20 protein-coding genes are annotated in these 19,587 nt (G+C 67.6%); 11 read left to right on the plus strand and 9 right to left on the minus strand.

The annotated features are described in order from the left end of the window. Positions 1-62 precede the first annotated feature (62 nt). Together ACSHZY_RS04135 and ACSHZY_RS04140 are read right to left on the minus strand one after the other, a co-directional pair. The gene (locus ACSHZY_RS04135) at positions 63-686 is read right to left on the minus strand and encodes a glycosyltransferase family 29 protein (protein ID WP_435165833.1); all 624 of its coding nucleotides are present in this window, start codon (positions 684-686) and stop codon (positions 63-65) included. Further along, a complete protein-coding gene (locus ACSHZY_RS04140; protein WP_435165836.1) occupies positions 683-1,705 on the minus strand; it encodes a glycosyltransferase family 4 protein in 1,023 nt (340 codons plus the stop codon). The genes ACSHZY_RS04135 and ACSHZY_RS04140 overlap by 4 nt, the downstream gene beginning before the upstream one ends. A 339-nt stretch (positions 1,706-2,044) precedes the next feature. On the opposite strand from ACSHZY_RS04140, the gene ACSHZY_RS04145 reads away from it, so the two are divergent. Beyond that, complete coding sequence (locus ACSHZY_RS04145) at positions 2,045-2,491, plus strand: GNAT family N-acetyltransferase (protein WP_435165839.1); 447 nt, start codon at positions 2,045-2,047, stop codon at positions 2,489-2,491. Here ACSHZY_RS04145 and rlmH read toward each other — a convergent pair. The 3 genes from rlmH to ACSHZY_RS04160 form a co-directional block, all read right to left on the minus strand. Then, complete coding sequence (gene rlmH / locus ACSHZY_RS04150; protein ID WP_435165841.1) at positions 2,479-2,949, minus strand: 23S rRNA (pseudouridine(1915)-N(3))-methyltransferase RlmH; 471 nt, start codon at positions 2,947-2,949, stop codon at positions 2,479-2,481. The genes ACSHZY_RS04145 and rlmH overlap by 13 nt on opposite strands. Continuing rightward, a complete protein-coding gene (gene rsfS, locus ACSHZY_RS04155; protein WP_435165844.1) occupies positions 2,949-3,317 on the minus strand; it encodes a ribosome silencing factor in 369 nt (122 codons plus the stop codon). The genes rlmH and rsfS overlap by 1 nt, the downstream gene beginning before the upstream one ends. Positions 3,318-3,456: 139 nt before the next feature. After that, complete coding sequence (locus tag ACSHZY_RS04160; RefSeq protein ID WP_435165847.1) at positions 3,457-3,894, minus strand: hypothetical protein; 438 nt, start codon at positions 3,892-3,894, stop codon at positions 3,457-3,459. Between the two features lie 279 nt (positions 3,895-4,173). Here ACSHZY_RS04160 and leuC point away from each other — a divergent pair, with 279 nt between their 5' ends. From leuC to ACSHZY_RS04175, 3 genes are read left to right on the plus strand one after another with little or no spacing between them, the layout of a single operon-like run. Then, positions 4,174-5,604, plus strand: a complete 1,431-nt coding sequence (gene leuC, locus ACSHZY_RS04165) for a 3-isopropylmalate dehydratase large subunit (RefSeq protein ID WP_435165850.1) — start codon at positions 4,174-4,176, stop codon at positions 5,602-5,604. Further along, complete coding sequence (gene leuD, locus ACSHZY_RS04170) at positions 5,604-6,209, plus strand: 3-isopropylmalate dehydratase small subunit (protein ID WP_435165853.1); 606 nt, start codon at positions 5,604-5,606, stop codon at positions 6,207-6,209. The genes leuC and leuD overlap by 1 nt, the downstream gene beginning before the upstream one ends. 46 nt (positions 6,210-6,255) lie before the next feature. Next, positions 6,256-7,209 (plus strand): endonuclease/exonuclease/phosphatase family protein, encoded by a 954-nt coding sequence (locus ACSHZY_RS04175; RefSeq protein ID WP_435165856.1) that lies wholly within the window; start codon positions 6,256-6,258, stop codon positions 7,207-7,209. Here the strand turns inward: ACSHZY_RS04175 and ACSHZY_RS04180 are convergent. Further along, a complete protein-coding gene (locus ACSHZY_RS04180; protein ID WP_435165858.1) occupies positions 7,206-8,228 on the minus strand; it encodes an NAD(P)/FAD-dependent oxidoreductase in 1,023 nt (340 codons plus the stop codon). The genes ACSHZY_RS04175 and ACSHZY_RS04180 overlap by 4 nt on opposite strands. A gap of 93 nt (positions 8,229-8,321) precedes the next feature. Between ACSHZY_RS04180 and mnmD the strand changes: the two genes are divergently transcribed. Then, a complete protein-coding gene (mnmD, locus tag ACSHZY_RS04185; RefSeq protein WP_435165861.1) occupies positions 8,322-8,996 on the plus strand; it encodes a tRNA (5-methylaminomethyl-2-thiouridine)(34)-methyltransferase MnmD in 675 nt (224 codons plus the stop codon). Further along, a complete protein-coding gene (locus ACSHZY_RS04190; RefSeq protein WP_435165864.1) occupies positions 8,993-9,886 on the plus strand; it encodes a DMT family transporter in 894 nt (297 codons plus the stop codon). The genes mnmD and ACSHZY_RS04190 overlap by 4 nt, the downstream gene beginning before the upstream one ends. Here the strand turns inward: ACSHZY_RS04190 and ACSHZY_RS04195 are convergent. Next, positions 9,864-11,768, minus strand: coding sequence for a transglycosylase SLT domain-containing protein (locus tag ACSHZY_RS04195; protein ID WP_435165867.1), 1,905 nt, complete (start codon positions 11,766-11,768; stop codon positions 9,864-9,866). The two genes, ACSHZY_RS04190 and ACSHZY_RS04195, sit on opposite strands and share 23 nt — an antisense overlap. A gap of 129 nt (positions 11,769-11,897) precedes the next feature. Here ACSHZY_RS04195 and dapA point away from each other — a divergent pair, with 129 nt between their 5' ends. The 4 genes from dapA to ACSHZY_RS04215 are packed head-to-tail and all read left to right on the plus strand — an operon-like array spanning position 11,898 to position 15,304. Further along, positions 11,898-12,773 (plus strand): 4-hydroxy-tetrahydrodipicolinate synthase, encoded by an 876-nt coding sequence (gene dapA / locus ACSHZY_RS04200; RefSeq protein ID WP_435165870.1) that lies wholly within the window; start codon positions 11,898-11,900, stop codon positions 12,771-12,773. Positions 12,774-12,812: 39 nt separating this feature from the next. After that, complete coding sequence (gene smpB, locus ACSHZY_RS04205) at positions 12,813-13,280, plus strand: SsrA-binding protein SmpB (RefSeq protein WP_435165873.1); 468 nt, start codon at positions 12,813-12,815, stop codon at positions 13,278-13,280. Between the two features lie 33 nt (positions 13,281-13,313). Continuing rightward, positions 13,314-14,144 (plus strand): 3-mercaptopyruvate sulfurtransferase, encoded by an 831-nt coding sequence (sseA, locus tag ACSHZY_RS04210; RefSeq protein WP_435165876.1) that lies wholly within the window; start codon positions 13,314-13,316, stop codon positions 14,142-14,144. Further along, on the plus strand, positions 14,144-15,304 hold the full coding sequence (locus ACSHZY_RS04215) for an aromatic amino acid transaminase (protein ID WP_435165879.1): 1,161 nt from the start codon (positions 14,144-14,146) through the stop codon (positions 15,302-15,304). The genes sseA and ACSHZY_RS04215 overlap by 1 nt, the downstream gene beginning before the upstream one ends. A 63-nt stretch (positions 15,305-15,367) precedes the next feature. On the opposite strand, the gene ACSHZY_RS04220 is transcribed toward ACSHZY_RS04215, so the two are convergent. Further along, the gene (locus tag ACSHZY_RS04220; RefSeq protein WP_435165882.1) at positions 15,368-16,705 is read right to left on the minus strand and encodes an ammonium transporter; all 1,338 of its coding nucleotides are present in this window, start codon (positions 16,703-16,705) and stop codon (positions 15,368-15,370) included. Between the two features lie 22 nt (positions 16,706-16,727). Beyond that, positions 16,728-17,066 (minus strand): P-II family nitrogen regulator, encoded by a 339-nt coding sequence (locus ACSHZY_RS04225; RefSeq protein ID WP_435165885.1) that lies wholly within the window; start codon positions 17,064-17,066, stop codon positions 16,728-16,730. 244 nt (positions 17,067-17,310) lie between these two features. On the opposite strand from ACSHZY_RS04225, the gene ACSHZY_RS04230 reads away from it, so the two are divergent. Next, positions 17,311-19,557: a transglycosylase domain-containing protein gene (locus ACSHZY_RS04230; RefSeq protein ID WP_435165888.1), complete on the plus strand. Its 2,247-nt coding sequence runs from the start codon at positions 17,311-17,313 to the stop codon at positions 19,555-19,557. Positions 19,558-19,587: the final 30 nt, after the last annotated feature.

Raw genomic sequence — 19,587 nt, forward strand, 5'->3', positions numbered from 1 at the left:
GGCGTGCCCCTCCGGTTGAAGGGACGCGTTCCCTTACCCCGAAGCCCCTTCGGTTGAAAGGATTATCCGTGGGAATGCAGAATAAATCGCGAATCTTGCGCGATCAGGCTGTTCACCCATTCCGCCTCGGCGGCGAAGTCATGGGGCACCTGATCAGCGGTGCGATGGCCCGACAGCGACAGGGTGGCGAAGAAGTCGAAGCCGTAAAGGTCGATCCGCGCCGCGCGGGACCGGGCCAGAAGGTCGATCATCATCGCCCCCGTGGTGGGCGGGGCGCCCAGACGGTCCTGCAGCGCCGCGTAATCGGCCAGCGGGTGGAGGTAGAAGCCGGGGCTGCGCGCGATGGCCCATGGCAGCCGCTTGCGCTTGTGCGACATCCACAGGATGCGCTTCGGCCGGATCCGGTCCAGCTGCCCGTGATCGAGGCTGGTCGCCAAGGCCAGCATGTCCGTGCGCATCCCGTGGGACAGGGGGCTGGGCATCGGCGCGCGGTTGATGCGGATCACGACATCGGCCGCGTCGATGGCGGCCCCGTGGGCGGCGTTCGCCAATCCCCGCGCATTGCCGATCAACGCCACGCGGCGTCCGGCGACATCGTCCAGCACCGCCTGCTGCGGCACGGACAGCGATTCGATCCCGTGTTCGTTGCGCAGCGTCCGGGCGACGAAGAAGCTGAAGCGGTTCATGCAAGCATCCGGCGGTACAGGGCGATCAAGGCCTCCGCCTCATCCTCGATCCGGAAGGCGCTGTCCACCCGCTGGCGGGCGGCGCGGGCCATGCCGGCGCGCAGGGCCGGACCGTCCAGAAGGGGCACAAGGGCGGCGGTCAGCGCGGGCACGTCGTCGGGGGGCACGAGGCGGCCGCTGTCGGCGCTCAGCAACTCCTCGAAGGCACCGACGCGGGTGGCGACCACGGGCACACCGCAGGCCATCGCTTCCAGCGGTGTCAGGCCGAAGCCTTCCCATCGCTGGGGGGCCACATACAGGTCCAGCGCGCCATACCAGTCGGGCATCCGGTCCACCGTCACTTCGGGCAGGAACAGGATGCGCCCCCCCAGTCCGGCGGCCGCCACGCGGGCCTTTAGATCGGCCAGAAAGGGCTGGTCCTTGTCCACCGCGCGGCCCATGACCACGGCCGTGACATCCCCGCGGGTCGGCAGCAGGTCGATCATCGCCGTCACGAAGTTGTCCGTTCCCTTGGAGGACCGGATGCGCCCGTAGCAGCCTACCAGCACGCCTTGCGGCAAGCCCAGCCGCACGCGCAGCGCCGCGCGATCGGCCGGCGGCGCAAACGTTTCCGTGTCGATCCCGTGCAGGATGACCTCGGCCTCCCGCTCCAGATAGGCGGCACCCTTGGCCGAGGTGGCGACCACCCGGTCCATCCTCCCGATCAGCCACTTCGTCCACCCCGTGTGCCGGCGTTGAGAGGCGGAGGTGAACAGGAGCCTGTAGCGCCGCCGCAGCCCGTAAACTAGGATCAGGCCCAGCAGCATCTCCGTGTTGCGGCGGGCGTGCCAAACCCGCCAGCGGTCGCGGGGCAGGGTGGCCGCCCGCCGCAGCGGGATGTGCGGCACGCCCGCAGGCAGGCCGGGCCCCGTGGCCACGATGCCGATCTGGCGCGCCTGCACCGGCACAAGGCGGGCGATGGTGGCGGTGACGCCGGACAGGCGCCGCTTCAGGTTGGGGGCAACGACAAGGATTTCCATGATCCGCATCCTATGCGGGGTGCAGGGCGTTGAACAGGTGGCGCTTCCCCTTCCTTCCGTGCCCGCTAGCTATGGTAGGGCAACAGGAAGGCGGCTTCATGCGGCTTGGTGACGTTCACATCATCTCCGGGCCATTCAAGCGGCGACCTGTCGCTCTTCACGCCGGACAGGGGGGTATGACGTGTCAGGCTATTGTGACGTGGATCCGCCCTCTGGCCTGCTGGCCGATTTCAACCCACCGCTGCGCACCGCATGTTCCGCTGAAGGTCATCATCAACCAAGCACTCCGCGTCTGGACCCGAACGGTCACGCTTGGCGGTCGGCGGGCGGGGATGTGACATGATCGGCCTCGCCCGACCTTCGGACGCGGCCGAGTTGCTGGCCTTGTACCAGCACCTCGTGTCGGAGGATCCGGTGCTGGATGTCGCCTCGGCGCAGGAGCGGCTGACGCAGCTGGCGTTGTACCCGGGCAGCGGCGTCTTCGTGCTGCGGTCCGGCGGCGCGATCGTGGCCTCGGCCACGCTGATCGTCATCCCGAACCTGACGCGGCAGGGGCGGCCCTATGCGTTGATCGAGAATGTAGTGACCCATGCGGACCATCGGCGGCAGGGCCATGGTGCGGCGGTCATGCAGGCCGCGATCAACGCCGCCTGGCAGGCCGGGTGCTACAAGATCCTGCTGATGACCGGATCCCGCGATCCCGCCACGCATCGCTTCTATGAAGGGTTGGGCTTCGACCGCGGCAAGACGGGCTACCGTCTGCGCCACCCCGATCACGCGCGGTGATACGGCGCGCCCGACAGGATCGAGGCCGCGCGATACAGCTGTTCCGTCAGCATGACCCGCACCAGCATGTGCGGCCACACCATCTGCCCGAAGGACAGCGCGAAATCGGCGCGGTTGCGGAACGCCGGGGCCAGCCCGTCCGCACCCCCGATGACAAAGGCGACATCCTGCCGCCCGCCATCGCGCCACCGCGCCAGATGGTCGGCAAAGTCCGGGCTGGACAGCGTGCGCCCGCGTTCGTCCATCACGCACACCAGCGCGCCCGAGGGGACGGCGCGGGCCAGAAGCTCCGCCTCCGCCTCCATCCCGCCGTTCTTGCGGTCCTCCACCTCGTGAACGCTCAACGGGCCGAGGCTGAGGGCCCGGCCCGTGCGGTCGAAACGGGTGGTGTAGTCGTCGACCAGTTCACGCTCGGGGCCCTGCCGAAGCCGGCCCACCGCGCACAGATGCACCCTCATCAGAGCGTGGGGGACTGCTGGTCCGAAGGAAGCCACATCTTTTCAAGCTGGTAGAATTCCCGGACCTCGGGGCGGAAGACGTGGACGATGACGTCGCCCGTGTCGATCAGCACCCAGTCGCCGGTGTCCTTGCCTTCGACCTTGGAAATGCGGCCAAAGTCCTGCTTGACGCTGTCCATCAGCTTTTCCGCGATGGACGCCACCTGACGCGAGGACCGGCCCGAGCAGATGACCATGTAATCGGCCATGTCGGAACGTCCGCGCAGGTCGATCTGCACGACCTCTTCGGCCTTGTCGTCGTCCAGCGACTGCAGGACGCGGGCCAGGATCGCCTCGCTTTGCGAGTTGTCGGGGGAAGCCGCGTTCATGTCAGGGCGCGGCCCGACCGGCAGACCGGTCGATGGATCGGAATGAGACAGGACATCGTCCTCCAGCTGTCGCGCGCGGGACAGCCCGCGCAAATCCCGTCCATGTTAACATCAAGGGGCCGCAACCTCAACGGGCGGTTCAGGGGGTGGGGCAGGGGCGGATTTTCGCCATCATCCCGTGCAGGCTGTCCGCGCTCAGGCTCTGTGATTTCGTGCTGCCGAAGCCGGAACGATACAGGGAGTAGGTGATGGAGGGTTTGGTCCGACGTTCCATCGTCGTGCAGAACGAGAGGGAGGGGCGATATTCACGCTGGGGGCCGGTGCGATCCCAAAGGTCCACCGCCCTTTGGCGATCCTCTTCCACCACCGCGAAGCGGTAGGTCGCGCCTTGTGCCGTCCTGACAGGCCCCTGCATCAGGGCCATTCCGACGCGATCATCCGGTTGCGTGTCCCGGTTTTCGCGGACGATGTCGATCGTGCCCTCGGGATACCTGAGGGCGCGGCCGTCCGACAACGTCATCCTCAGTTCGATCCCCCCGACACCTGCCCCCTCGTCCACCGCGTTCCATCCGCCCAAGCCACCGCCGGCAACATCGCGAACACCGCCCGCAGCAACCACGTCATAAGCCGTGCCCTTTTGAAAACCTTGCCTGCCGCGACAGTGCTGGTATGATGCGCACCATGCAAGGGTTCATCTACTTCAACATCACCGACCATGCCCGCCTTCCGGCGCGGTTCTTCGGTGCGACCCGCAACATCCTCGCGCGGCTTTGACGCGGCGGGGTGCCTTTTGGCATCCCACACGCCGCTGATCTGCATTCAAAGCCCCTCCCCGATGATTCCTTCCGAGGACGCCATGACCGCTCAGGACAAACCCCGTACCCTTTACGACAAGATCTGGGATGACCACGTCATCCAAGCCGACGCCGACGGCACCTGCCTTCTGTACATCGACCGCCACCTGGTGCACGAAGTCACCAGTCCGCAGGCCTTCGAAGGGCTGCGCATGACGGGTCGCAAGGTCCACGCGCCCGACAAGACGATCGCCGTGCCGGACCACAACGTGCCCACCACCGCCGGCCGCGAAACGCATATCGAGAATGAGGAAGGCCGCATCCAGGTTGCCGCGCTGGACACCAACGCGCGGGCCTCGGGCGTGCACTACTATCCCATCGACGACATCCGGCAGGGCATCGTGCACATCGTCGGCCCTGAACAGGGCTGGACGCTGCCGGGCATGACGGTGGTGTGCGGCGACAGCCACACCGCGACGCATGGCGCTTTCGGCGCGCTGGCCCACGGCATCGGCACGTCCGAGGTGGAGCATGTTCTGGCCACCCAGACGCTGATCCAGAAGAAATCGAAGAACATGAAGGTGGAGATCACCGGCTCGCTCCCCCCCGGCGTGACGGCGAAGGACATCACCCTGACCGTGATCGGGCTGACCGGCACGGCGGGCGGCAACGGCCATGTCATCGAATATTGCGGGCAGGCGATCCGCGAATTGTCGATGGAAGGCCGCATGACCGTCTGCAACATGGCGATCGAAGGCGGCGCGCGTGCGGGCCTCGTCGCGCCGGACGAGACGACCTTCGCCTATTGCAAGGACCGCCCCAATGCGCCGAAGGGCGAACAGTGGGACGCCGCCGTCGCCTACTGGAAGACGCTGTTCTCCGATGAAGGCGCGCATTACGACAAGGTCGTCACCATCCGCGCCGAGGACATCGCCCCGGTCGTGACGTGGGGCACCTCGCCCGAGGATGTGCTGCCGATCACCGGCGTGGTGCCGGAGCCGTCCAGCTTCGCGGGCGGCAAGGTGGCCGCGGCCCAACGCTCGCTGGACTACATGGGTCTGGAAGCGGGCCAGAAGCTGGACGAGATCGCGATCAACACGGTCTTCATCGGCTCCTGCACCAACGGCCGGATCGAGGATCTGCGGGCGGCGGCCGACGTTCTGCGCGGCCGCAAGGTCAAGGACGGCATCCGCGCGATGGTCGTGCCCGGATCGGGTCTTGTGCGCGCGCAGGCCGAAGCCGAAGGCATCGCGCAGGTGTTCCTGGACGCCGGTTTCGAATGGCGTCTGGCGGGCTGTTCGATGTGCCTTGGCATGAACGACGACCAGCTGTCGCCGGGCGACCGTTGCGCCGCCACGTCGAACCGCAACTTCGAAGGCCGTCAGGGCCGCGGCGGACGCACGCACCTGATGTCGCCCGCGATGGCGGCGGCGGCGGCGGTGACGGGACGCCTGACCGACGTGCGCGAACTGATGACGCAGGAGGCCGTGTAATGGACAAGTTCACCCAACTGACGGGCGTCGCCGCCCCCATGCCGCTCGTGAACATCGACACGGACATGATCATCCCCAAGCAGTTCCTGAAGACGATCCATCGGTCGGGCCTTGGGAAGAACCTGTTCGACGAGCTGCGCTATGACGCGCAGGGCGTGGAGAATCCGGACTTCGTGCTGAACCAGCCGGCCTATCGCAACGCCGAGATCATCATCGCGGGCGACAATTTCGGCTGCGGATCGTCGCGCGAACACGCGCCTTGGGCGCTCCTCGATTTCGGGGTGCGCTGCGTGATCTCCACCTCCTTCGCCGACATCTTCTACAACAACTGCTTCAAGAACGGCATCCTGCCCATCGTGATGCCGCAAGAGGTGGTGGACGTGCTGATGGACGACGCGACGCGCGGCGCCAACGCCCGCATCACCGTGGACCTGGAGCGGGAGGTGGTCACCACCTCGGACGGGAAGGAATTCGCGTTTTCCATCGATCCCTTCCGCCGCCACTGCCTTCTGAACGGGTTGGACGACATCGGCCTGACCATGGAAAAGGCCCCCGCGATCCAGGGGTTCGAGGCGCAGATGGCCACCGCGCGGCCCTGGGTTTAACCACGGATTTAACCCCGCGTTAACCGCAATTTGATAGCCCGGCACCATGCGTGTCGGGCTTTTCCTTTTCCTTCTGCTGATGCCACTGGCGGCTTCGGCCGATCCGGTGCGCGTGGCCACCTTCCACACGGACCTGTCCGCCAAGGGACCGGGCCTGATGCTGCGCGACATCCTGCGGGGGGACGCGGCGAAAGCGGTGGCGGCGGTGGATGCGACGAAGGCCGACATCCTTGTGCTGCAGGACGTGGATTACGACCTGCACGGCGTGGGGCTGAACGCCTTCGCGGATCTTCTGGCCACCGACTATCCCTACCGTTTCGCGCTGCGGCCCAACACGGGCATGGGCACCGGTCTGGATCTGGACGGTGACGGACGACTGGGCGGGGCGGCGGACGGGCAGGGCTTCGGCTTCTTTGCCGGGGATGGCGGGATGGCGGTGCTGTCGCGCTTTCCCATCCTGACAGAGGGGGTGCGCGACTTCTCGGACATGCTTTGGACCGCGAAACCCGATGCCCTGCTGTTCGAGGGGATGGGAGAGGACGCGAAAGCCGTGCAGCGCCTGTCTTCCGTCGCGCATTGGGAGGTGCCGGTGCAACTGCCGTCGGGTCCGGTGCTGCGGCTGCTGGCCTTCCACGCCACGACGCCGGTCTTCGACGGTCCCGAGGATCGCAACGGCCGCCGCAACGCGGATGAGATCACGTTCTGGACCGATCTGATCGACGGACGGCTGTCCTTCGTATCCCCGCAGGGCCCCTGGGTGATCTTGGGCAATGCCAACGCCGACCCGCACGCCGGCGACGGGCGGCGCGAGGGGATCGCCACGCTTCTGGCCCATCCGTCCCTGACTGATCCGCTGCCCGGCACCATCACGGCCGAATACGCGCAGACCGGCCCGTTGCGGCTGGATTACGTGCTGCCGCAGGCGGGCCTGACCGTCAGCGGCGCGGGTGTGGGTGAGGGCGCGCCCCATCGCCCGGTCTGGGTCGATCTCGACCTTTAGTTATCGGTGACGCGGAAGCCTTCGGGAATCGCGTCGCGCCCCCCCAGCACCAGATCGGCCATGACCTGCGCCACCTTGGGCGCCATGCCGAAGCCGATCTTGAAGCCGCCATTGGCAATGAAATGCCCCGGACGGTCGGGCCAAGCCCCCAGCATCGGGGCGCGGGACTTCGCGCGCGGGCGCAGCCCTGCCCAACGCTCCACCACAGGCGCGTCGGCCAGAACCGGCACGGCCGCGACGGCCTTGGCGTGCAGCGCGTCCAGTTGCGCGTCGGTGGACAGGTCCTGCGTGTCGCGTTCGGTCGTCGATCCGATGGCGACGGTGCCGTCGGCATGGGGGATGATGTGCAGCCCGTCCACGAACAGTTGCGGCAGATCCCGCGCATCATGCCGCAGCACCAGCGCCTGACCTTTCACCCCGGTGCCCACGTTCCGGCCCAACGCGCGGGACAGGTCCGCCAAGCCGGCCGTGCCCGTCGCCCACAGGGTGGGCGCGCCTTCCGCCAAAGGCCCGATCGTGCCGCCCTTGGATCGGATGGCTTCGGCCAGTGCGGTCAGCGCCATGCGAGGATGGATGCGCCCGGACAGCGTATCCTCGATCAGCAGGCCGGTGGGGGAAGGGGGCTCCCACCCGCTTTGGGCCGGGCGCACGCGCCACATGGCACGGCCTTGCCACAGGGTCTCCGCCTCGGCCCCCCGCGCTTCGGCCATGGCCACGGCGGCGGCGTCGGCCAGTGGTTGCAGGCGTCCGGTGCGGGCGTGGCCGGCGGGCAGGCCCGAGGCGTCCTCCACCCCGTGCCAGAAGGCGTTGGCCATCAGCAGGCTGTCGAACTGGAACGCCTTCTTCGGATTCCAGTTCTCTGGCACATGCGGCGCCAGCGCGCCCACCACCCCGCCCGAGGAGCCGGCGCCGATGCCATGGGGATCAACCACGGCCACGCAAGCGCCACGCCGCGCCGCCTCCCACGCGATGGACAGGCCGAAGATCCCGGCGCCGTGGATGATCAGATCGGGTGTCATGCGCCCTTCCTTACGGGATGCGGACCCCGACCGCCAGAACGGGTGTTGCGCTTGGCGCAAGGCGGGAGCATGGAGAGGGCGACGGAGATTCCCATGCAGGCAGAGCTTGACTGGCGGGACGGGGCGATTCCAGTCTCCTCCCGCTTTGACGATCCTTACTTCTCGCTTACGGGCGGGCTGTCCGAAACGCGGCACGTGTTTCTGGACGGAAACGACCTGCCCGCACGCTTTCGCGACGGGTTCCACATCGCCGAACTGGGCTTCGGCACCGGGCTGAACCTGCTGGCGGCGCTGATCGCGTGGCGGGCGGCGGGGGTGCCGGGACGGCTGCACTTCACCTCGTTCGAGGCGTTTCCGATGGCCGCGCCCGACATGGCCCGCGCCCTGTCCGCCTTCCCCGAGGTGGCGGAGGTGGCGGCCCCGTTCCTGTCGCAATACGCCGACGGCGCCCGCCACATCCAGCTGGACGATCTGGACGCGCGGATCGTGACCGGCGACGCCCGTGACACCCTGCCCGCCTGGGAGGGCGCCGCGGATGCATGGTTCCTTGACGGCTTTTCCCCTGCCAAGAACCCCGAGATGTGGTCGGACGACCTTCTGGCGCAGGTGGGACGGCACACGGCGCCCGGCGGCACCTTCGCCACCTACACCGCCGCGGGCCATGTGCGTCGCGCCCTTCAGGCCGCGGGCTTCGCGGTGGAACGCCGGGCGGGATTTGGAACGAAACGGCACATGACGGTCGGCCATCGACCGGAGGAGACCCCATGACCGAGGCCAATACCCGCAAGGGCATCGCCTTCATGATCGCGGCCACGATGATCTTTTCCCTGCAGGACGCCCTGTCCCGCCATCTGGGGGAAACGAACAACGTCTTCGTCATCGTGATGATCCGCTACTGGGTCTTCGCGGCCTTCGTGGTGGCGTTCGCGATGCGATCCTCGGGCGGGCTGCGGCGAATGCTGCGGCCGCGCTATCCGCTGATCCAGGGGCTGCGCGGCGTGCTGCTGGTGGCCGAGATCTGCATCATGGTCGTGGCCTTCGTGAAGCTGGGGCTTGTGGCCACGCACGCCGTCTTCACCTGCTTCCCGCTCTTGGTGGCGGCCTTGTCCGGGCCGATCCTGGGCGAATATGTCGGTTGGCGGCGCTGGCTCGCGGTGGCCGTGGGCTGCGTCGGGGTGTTCGTCATCCTGCAGCCGGGGGCGGGGGTGCTGTCGGTCTGGTCGGTCCTGCCCTTCGCCGCCGCGCTGATGTTCGCGCTTTACGGCCTGCTGACCCGCTTCGTCGCGGCCGAGGACGGGGCAGAGGTCAGCTTCTTCTGGGCGGGCATTGCGGGGGCGGCGGCCATCACGGTGCTGGGCCTGTGGTTCTGGCAACCGCTCAGCGCGGGAAGCGCGCCTTGGATGGCGCTGCTGGCCTGTTCGGGCATCCTTGGCCACTGGTGCATGATCCGCGCCTACGACTTCGCCGAGGCGAGCGAGATCCAGCCGTTTTCCTTCCTGCAACTGGTCTGGGTGACGATCATCGGCGTCGCCTTCCTGGGCGAGGCACTGACCCCGAACATCGTCATCGGGGCCTTCATCGTCGTGGCGGCCGGCCTCTTCACCCTGTGGCGCGCCGAAAAGAAGGGCGAGGAGCCTACCCCCGTAACTCGTCCGTGACGCGGACGGGCACGGGCACCCCTGCCAGCCGCGCGCGGTAGATCACGAGCGATTCCACGACCCGCTGCACATAGCTGCGGGTTTCGGCGTAAGGGATGTCCTCCACCCAATCCACCACGTCCACGGCCGGATCGCGCGGATCGCCCATGGCCGCGATCCACTGGCGCGGCCGCCCGGGTCCGGCATTGTAGCCCGAGGCGACCAGCGACACGGCCGGCCCGAACTCCTCGATCATCTGGGCAAGGTAGGTGGAGCCGAGGCGCACGTTGAAGGCCGGATCGGCCGTCAGGCGCGCCGTGCTGAAATCGGCTCCAAGGCCGGTCGCCAGCTTCTTCGCCGTTTCGGGCATCACCTGCATCAGCCCCCGCGCGCCGGCCGGGCTGACCACCGCCGGATCGAACTCGCTTTCCCGACGCGAGATGGCGAGCGCGAAGGCCCGCGTCACCGGCAGCCCGTCCGGCACCAGATCCGGGACGGGATAATACGCAGCGGGCAGGATGATGCCGCGCCCCGCCGCCATCTTGGCAAGATTCAGCGCGATGTTCGGCTGGTCGATCGCCAGCGCCATGTCCGACAGTTGCGCCAAGCCCGTCGCGTCCTGCGATTCGGCCAGATGCAGAAGGAAGCGGCGGCCCTGCTGGAAATCCCCCGCTTCCAGCAACAGGCGCGCGGCCTGCATCACGGATCCGGTCATGAAAGGCGCCGTGCGCCAGTCTGGCGTGGCGTTGCCGGCCAGAAGGACGGGATCGGTGTTCAACCCCAGCCGTTCGGCCGCCAGCAGCCCGTAATAGGCCGAGGAATGGGCCGCCGCCTTCTGGAACGTGGTCATCGCGGCGTCGTAGTTGCCCATCGCTTCCAGCGCGCGGCCCTGCCAATACAGCGCGCGCGACAGGCTGATCGCCGTGCCCACGCCTTGTTCCAGATGGCGGAAATGCTCCAGCGCGTCGGCGGGGCGGTTCAGGCGGCGCAGGGCGATGTGGCCGGCCAGAAACTCCAGATCCGCGAAATCGCCCCCTTCCGTCAACCCGTGGGAGGAAGCGATGCGATAGGCGAGCTGCGGGTCCTTGTCCTCGAACTCCCGCACAAGGAAGATGCGGCGGGGGGCCCAAAGGTCGGGGCGGCCCAAGGCTGCGGCGCCCGTGCTGTGCGCCAGGATCAGCTCCGCCGCCTCGGGGTACAGCTTCTTGCGCATCCGCCAGGCGAATCGTTCATAGGCCAGCCCCGGATGGTCGGCCAGCTGGGGCGGAACGGCGGCGATCAGCTCGTTCACGCCGTCCTCGTCCGCGCGCAGGGCCAGCCGGGCGCGCACCAGCGCCTGCCAGCCCGCGGACAGGCGGGGAATCATGCGCTCCGCCTCGGCGCGCTTGCCGTTCCACAGCAGGCGGTCGGTGCGGGGGATGTCCTCACCGGCGATGGGGACGGGATACATGCGGGACAACTCGTCCTGTTCGTCGGCCGTCAGCGACAGGTCGCGCCAGGCACGCAACGCTTCGGCTTGCGCTTCGGGCGCGCGGTCCTGCGCCAGATAGGCGCGCGACAGGGCGATGGCCCCCTTGGCCGTTTGCGGGCGCTGCGTCGCGAAATAGGTGATGATCCGGTCCGCATCGCCCGAAACCGCGATCTCCGCTTCCCCCTTCTGGCGCAGAAGGGGGATGCCGGGCCAGTCCGGACGGCGGGCGAGGAACGTCTCGTAGTCGCGGGCCGTGCCGTCCCCTTCGCGCAGGCGCTGCCATTCGACGATGTCGCGCGCCACGTCGCTTTGCACGGCGTTGCGGGCGGCGTCCCAGTCGTGCTGGGCTGAAAGTTGCAGCGCGGTCTTCAGCCCGTCCGCCAGTGCGGGCAGCGGAAGCATCAGGCAGGCGGACAAAAGCAGGGTTTTCATGCCGCGCATCCTGCCAAAGCGCAGCCCCCGGGGCAACACACGACCGCGCCAGCTTGGCAAAGGCCGTCTTGCGGCGTAAGGAAGTCGCGTTTCAATGCGGACGAATCCGCCGAAGGGGAGAAGCGTGTCATGATCAAGGGTTCCATTCCTGCCCTCGTGACGCCGTTCAAGGACGGCGCACTGGATCTGGACACGCTGAAGAAGCTGGTCGACTGGCAGATCGCCGAAGGGTCGTCCGCGCTGGTGCCCGTGGGCACGACGGGCGAAAGCCCCACCCTGACGCATGAAGAACACCGCACCGTGGTCGCCAAGGTGGTGGAATACGCCGCGGGCCGCGTGCCGGTCATCGCGGGGGCAGGGTCCAATTCGACCGTGGAAGGCATCGGCCTGATCCGCTTCGCGCAGGAAGCGGGGGCGGACGCCGCGCTGGTGGTGACGCCCTATTACAACAAGCCCACGCAGGCGGGCCTGATCGCGCATTACCGCGCGCTGCACGACGCCAGCGACCTGCCGATCATCATCTACAACATTCCCGGCCGTTCGGTCGTGGACATGTCGCCCGACACGATGGGCGAACTGGCCAAGCTGCCCCGCATCGTCGGCGTGAAGGACGCGACCGGCAAGCTGGAGCGGGTGAGCCAGCAGCGCATCACCTGCGGTCCTGACTTCGTGCAACTTTCGGGCGAGGATGCGACCGCACTCGGCTTCAACGCGCACGGTGGTGTGGGCTGCATTTCCGTGACGGCCAATGTGGCCCCGCGTCTTTGCGCCGAATTCCAGGCGGCGACGCTGGCCGGCGATTACGCCAAGGCGCTGGAGTATCAGGACCGCCTGATGCCGCTGCACGAGGCGATCTTCCTGGAACCGGGCCTTGCCGGCGCGAAATACGCCCTGTCCCGTCTGGGCCGGTGCGAGGAGGAGGTGCGCCTGCCGCTGGTGGGCGTCAGCGACGGGGTGAAGGCGCGGATCGACGCGGCCATGCGCCATGCGGGCCTGCTGAACTGACATCTGGACGGGGGCGCCCGCGCCCCCTATCTCTGCCCCATGAAAAAATCCGATCCCAACAGCAAGCTGATCGCCGAAAACCGCCGCGCGCGGTTCGATTTCGCCATCGAGGATGACATCGAGGCGGGGATCATGCTCCTCGGCTCCGAGGTGAAGTCGCTGCGCCAGGGCGGATCGAACATCGCCGAAAGCTATGCGAGCGTGGAGGACGGGGAGCTATGGCTGATCAACGGCTATGTCGCGCCCTATCTTCAGGCCAAGACCTGGGGGCATGAGGAGCGTCGCCGCCGCAAGCTGCTGGTCAACCGCAAGGAGCTGTCGCGCCTGTGGAACGCCACGAAGCGCGAAGGCATGACGCTGGTCCCGCTGCGGATGTATTTCAACGACCGTGGCGTCGTGAAGGTGAAGATCGGCATCGCCAAGGGCAAGAAGCTGGCCGATAAGCGCGAAACCTCGGCCAAGCGCGATTGGCAGCGCCAGCAGGCCCGCCTCTTGAAGCAGGGCTGAGCGGCGCGTAACGAAGGGGGCGGAGGTGTCCCCATGACAAACGATCCCCATACCCTTGTTTCCACCGACTGGCTGGCCGCGCGGCTGGACGAGGTGGTGGTGCTCGACGCCTCGTGGCACATGCCGGCGGACGGGCGCGACGCGGCGGCCGAATACGCGCAGGCGCACATTCCCGGAGCGCGCTTCTTCGACATCGACCGGATCAGCGATACGGACAGCGACCTGCCCCACATGGCCCCCACGGCCGAAGCGTTCGGGCAGGCCATCGGCGCCATGGGCATCGGCGGCGCGACGCAGGTCGTGGTCTATGACAGCAAGGGCCTCTTTTCCGCCGCCCGCGCCTGGTGGATGTTCCGCCTGATGGGCCACGACGCCGTGGCCGTGCTGGATGGCGGGCTGCCCAAGTGGCAGGCGGAGGGTCGTCCCCTGACCACCGAAATCCCTGAACTGCTGTTCGAAGCCGTGCTGCCCGTCCTGCAACTGGGCCGCGTCCGCACCGCCGAACAGGTGGCGACCGGCCGCGCGCAGGTGGTGGATGCCCGCGCCGCCCCCCGCTTCCGGGGCGAGGTGGCCGAACGGCGTCCCGGCTTGCGATCCGGCCACATCCCCGGCGCCCGCAACCTGCCGTTCGGAGAGGTGCTGAACCCCGACGGCACGATGAAGCCGGTGGAGGCGCTGGAAAAGGCGTTCCGCACGGCGGGGGTGGATCTGAAAAAGCCTGTCGTCACCTCCTGCGGGTCCGGCGTGACGGCGGCGGTGCTGAGCCTTGCGCTGGAACGGCTGGGCCATCCCGATCACGCGCTGTACGACGGATCATGGACGGAATGGGGCGGCCGCGCCGACCTGCCGGTGGAGAAGGGCTGATGTTCGACACGTTGAAACCACAACCCGCGGATTCGATCCTGCACCTGATGCAGATGTTCCGCGACGACCCGCGCCCCGTGAAGGTGGATCTGGGCGTGGGCGTCTACAAGGACGCCGAAGGCCGCACCCCTGTCATGCGCGCCGTGCGCGAGGCGGAGCGGATGATCTGGGACACGCAGGACACGAAGGTCTACACCGCGATGCCCGGCGATCCCGTGTTCCTGGCCGCGATGCAGCGCCTGATCCTGGGCGCGGAAGGGGGCGCGGCCATCGCCACGCCCGGCGGCACGGGCGCGGTGCGGCAGGCGCTGGAACTGGTGCGGATGATGAACCCCGACGCCACGATCTGGCTGTCGAACCCGACTTGGCCGAACCATCCGGCGATCATCGACTATCTGGGCCTGCGCCGCGCGGAATACCGCTATTTCGACGCGGCCACCGGTGGTCTGGACATCGAGGGGATGCTGGAGGATCTGACCCGCGTCAAACCCGGCGACGTGGTCCTGCTGCACGGCTGCTGCCACAACCCGACGGGGGCGAACCCCTCGCTTGTGCAATGGGCCGAGGTGGCGAAGGTCCTGACGGGCGCGGGCGCATTGGCGCTGATCGATCTGGCCTATCAGGGCTTCGGCGACGGGCTGGAGGAGGATGCGCTTCCAACCCGCTTCCTTGTTCAGCGCCTGCCGGAGGTCCTGGTGGCGGCCTCCTGTTCCAAGAACTTCGGGATCTACCGCGAACGCACGGGGGTCCTGCTGGCTACGGGCGGCGATCCGGCGCGGGTGCAGGGCAATCTGGCGGCGCTGAACAGGCTGTCGATCTCGTTCCCGCCCGATCACGGGGCGCGGGTGGTCAGCACGATCCTGACCGATCCCGCGCTGGGCGCCGACTGGCGGGCCGAGCTGGAAGGCATCCGCACCGGCATGATCGCCCTGCGCGAAGGGCTGGCGGTGGCCCTGCGCGACGCCTGCCGCACCGACCGCTTCGGCTTCGTCGCGGAACATCGAGGCATGTTCTCGCGCCTTGGCCTGTCCCCCGAACAGGCGGAGCGGGTGCGGGTCGATCATGGGATCTACATGCTGGGGGACAGCCGGATCAATGTCGCCGGCCTCAGCCACGCCAACATCCCGGTCGTGGCGGCCGCCATCGCCGCCGTGATGTGAAGCCCGTGATGTGAAAAAGGGCGGAGCCGCGGCTCCGCCCTTTTTCTTTGCCCGAAGGGGCGATCAGTAGTGATAGGCGCTTTCGCCGTGCGAGGTGGTGTCGAGGCCTTCGCGTTCCTGATCTGCGGTGACCCGCAGGCCGATGACCACGTCCACGATCTTGTAAAGAATGGCCGACACCACGCCGCACCACACGATCGTCACCAGAACCGCAAGGATCTGCGTCCAGACTTGGGCGCCCATCGTCACGCCCTCGGCATAGCCGATGCCACCCAAGGATGCGGAGGTGAAGATGCCGGTGCCGATCGCGCCCACGATGCCGCCCATGCCGTGGATGCCGAAGACATCAAGGCTGTCGTCATAGCCGAACTTGTTCTTCACCGTGGCCACGAAGAAGTAGCATACGGCCGAACCGATGGCGCCCAGCACGATCGCGCCCACCGGTCCGATCAGGCCGGCCGCGGGGGTGACCGCCACCAGACCCGTCACCATGCCCGACACCGCGCCCAGCATGGAGGCCTTGCCACGGGCGGCCCCTTCGATCGCGACCCAGGCCAGGGTGGCGCCGGCGGTGGCGGTGAAGGTGTTGATCATGGCCAGCGCGGCACCGCCATTGGCTTCCAGGTTCGATCCGGCGTTGAAGCCGAACCAGCCCACGAACAGCATGCAGGCCCCGACCATGGTCAGCGTCATCGAATGCGGGGCCAGCATGTCGCGGCCCAGACCGATGCGCTTGCCCACCAGCATGGACCCGACAAGGCCCGCGATCCCGGCGTTGATGTGCACCACGGTGCCGCCGGCGAAGTCCAATGCGCCCCAGCCGAACAGCAGGCCGTTGGCGTCCCACACCATGTGCGCGATCGGGAAGTAGACGAAGGTGACCCACAGCAGGATGAACAGCATCAGCGCGCTGAAGCGGATCCGTTCGGCAAAGGCGCCGACGATCAGGGCCGGGGTGATGCAGGCGAAGGTCATCTGGAAGCAGATGAACACGTATTCCGGAATCACGTATTCGGCCGAGAAGGTGGCCGCCATGCTGTCCGGCGTGACGCCGGCCAGGAACATCTTGGCAAAGCCGCCGAAGAACGGCCCCGTGTTGCCGCCGAAGGCGAAGGAATAGCCCCACAGAACCCAGACCACGATCACCATCGCGGTGATCAGCGTGCACTGCATCAGCACCGACAGCATGTTCTTCGTCCGCACGAGGCCGCCATAGAACAGCGCGAGGCCCGGCAGGATCATGAACAGCACGAGCACAGTGGACACCAGCATCCACGCCACATCGCCCTTGTCCATGACCGGCTCCACCACGGCGGCGGGCACGGCGCCCTGCGCCAGCGCCGGAAGGGCGCCCATCGCGCCCAGTGCGGCCAGACCCGCGGTCTTCATCACTTGTCTCATCGTCCCCAGTCCCCCCGTGCGATCAAAGCGCATCGTCGTTGATTTCGCCCGTGCGCACACGGACGGCCTGTTCCACATCCAGCACGAAGATTTTGCCGTCGCCGATCTTGTCGGTTTTGGCGGTGGCCTGGATGGCGTCCACCACCGATTCTGCCATCGCGTCCGACACCACGATCTCCAGCCGGACCTTCGGCACGAAGTTCACGGCGTATTCCGCGCCACGATAGATTTCCGTATGGCCCGACTGCGATCCGAAGCCCTTGATTTCCGTCACCATCATCCCGCGCACGCCGATGGCGGTCAGGGCCTCGCGGACCTCCTCCAGCTTGAACGGCTTGATGGCTGCAATGATCAGTTTCACCGTGCATCCCCTCGTGATTGCGGCCTTGGGCCATTGGGGGCAGAAAGCGGTCTTTTTGGGCTTCCGGCAATCATCCGCCGAACCGCAAGGCGGCTGAAGACAGGCCAATATGGCGGTACGCCTGTTATTTCGGCGGAATGCGCAAAAACTTTGCGGCGCGGTAACGGGGCGGAAACAAACAGCCCTCAACAAAGCCGGCGAGAAACGTTATTCTGCTGCGACAGAAAAAGAAGGGCAGACAGGCATGAGTGGACCGACCAGGCGCACGCCTCTCGTGGCGGAGAAGCGCTATGCGGCGAACGGCAGCGGACGTGGGGCAGCGGGCGGCGGTCAGGGCGGCGGCAATGGCGGGGGCCGGACCGGCGGCGGTCAGGGCGGCAACGGTGGTGGGCCAAGGAAACCCGCGCCGCGCAAGCCTGCGCCCCGCCGGCCGCGCAACCCGGTCGTCGCGCTGGTTCTGGGCCTGCTGACCCTGCTGCGCCGCGTGGTGTGGGGGGTCTTCTGGCGCTCCGCCCTGGTGCTGGCGCTTCTGATCGGCGGGGCCACGTTCTACTTCGCTTCCACCCTGCCGCAGGTGTCGGACCTTCTGGACGCGCGGGTGCGCGGGTCGGTCACCATGCTGGACGGCAACGGCGAAACCTTCGCCTGGCGGGGGGAAGTGTATGGCGGCTCCCTCCGGTCCGAGGATGCGTCGGCCAACCTGCGCAACGCCGTCGTCGCGACCGAGGATCGGCGCTTCTACCGCCACTTCGGGGTCAGCCCGCGGGGCATCGCCTCGGCCGTCGCGATCAACCTGCGCGCGGGCCGCGGCCCGTTCGACGGCAACGGCGGGTCCACCATCACGCAGCAGGTGGCGAAGCTGCTGTGCCTCGGTGTGCAATACGATCCCGAAAAGTGGAAGTCGGAAGCCGAGTACGAGGCCGACTGCCGCACCACCAGCCTGTGGCGCAAGATCAAGGAAGTGCCCTATTCGCTGGCGATGGAGGCCAAGTATTCCAAGGCCGACATCCTGACCATCTATTTCAACCGCGTCTATCTGGGCGCCGGTGCGCGCGGGTTCGAAGCCGCAGCCGAACGCTATTTCGGCAAGTCCGCGAAGGCGGTCGAACCGGCCGAGGCCGCGATGCTGGCGGGCCTTCTGCGCGCCCCGTCCTATTACGCGCCGACGAACAACCTGCAGCGCGCCATTGACCGCGCGAACGTCATCGTCGGCCTGATGGAGGATCAGGGCTACCTGACCGCCGAACAGGCCCGCTATGCCGTGGCAAATCCGGCGCAGCTGTCCGGCGCGGCCGAGGACCGGTCCGGCGGGTTCTTCGCCGATTGGGTGATGGAATCGGGCCCCGACTTCCTGACCCGCGACACGACCGAGGATGTGGTGATCCAGACCACCATGGACCAGCGTCTTCAGCGTGCGACGCAGGACGCGGTGACGCAGGTGTTTAAGGACAAGGTCAGCGAAGGATCGAAGGCCCAGACGGCCGTGGTCGTCATGTCGCCGGACGGCGCCGTGCGCGCCATGCTGGGCGGGCGGACGGTGGAACCGGCCGGGTCCTTCAACCGCGCCACGCAGGCGCTGCGGCAGACGGGGTCGTCCTTCAAGCCCTTCGTTTATGCCGCCGCGATGGACGCAGGTTTCAGCCCCGCCGACTTCGTGGAAGACAAGCCCTTCACGCTGAACATCCCCGGATCGGGCCCGTGGACGCCGTCGAACTATGACCACACGTTCAGCGGGGTCGTGACGCTGACCCACGCCTTGGCCCATTCGCTGAACATCCCCGCCGTCCGCGTGTCCGAGGCGGTGGGCCGGCAGAAGGTCATCGACGTCGCATCGCGCTTCGGGATCCATTCGAACCTGGTGAACAGCCCCTCGCTGGCGCTGGGCGTGTCCGAGGCGACGCTGCTGGAGATGACGGGCGCCTATGCCGGCATCCTGAACGGCGGAATGGCCGTGCATCCCTATGGCCTGACCAGCCTGCGCCTGCGCGGCGACGACACGCCCCTGATCGGCCAGACCGGGGGCTTGGGCGAACGCGTGATCTCGGACGAGGCGGCGCAGCTTCTGACCTACATGATGACGCAGGTGATCGAAACGGGGACCGGCCGGCGCGCGAAGCTTCCGTCAGGGCGCGAGGCGGCGGGCAAGACCGGCACCACGCAGGCCGCGCGCGATGCGTGGTTCATGGGCTTCACGGCTGATTACGTCGTGGGCGTCTGGATGGGCTATGATGACAACACGCCGTTGAAGGGTACCACGGGCGGCGGTCTGCCCGCAGACATCTGGCGCGAGGTCATGAGCCGGATCGAGGACGGCCAGCCGCTGGTTCCGCTGCGCAAGATCGTGCCCGAAGCCCGCGTTCCCCCTTCTGCCCCCACCAACGCCCCCGTGGCCGAGGTGCAGCCGGTCCCGCAGGCCCAGCCGCAGTCGCAGGGCGAACCCAACGTCGCCGAGCGCATCCTGAACGACGTCCGGCGCGCCTTTGGGGGATAAACGAAAGGCCCCGCCAGATGGCGGGGCCTT

Origin of the sequence: Falsirhodobacter sp. 1013, from assembly GCF_051195255.1 — a bacterium.
Lineage (GTDB): Bacteria > Pseudomonadota > Alphaproteobacteria > Rhodobacterales > Rhodobacteraceae > Falsirhodobacter.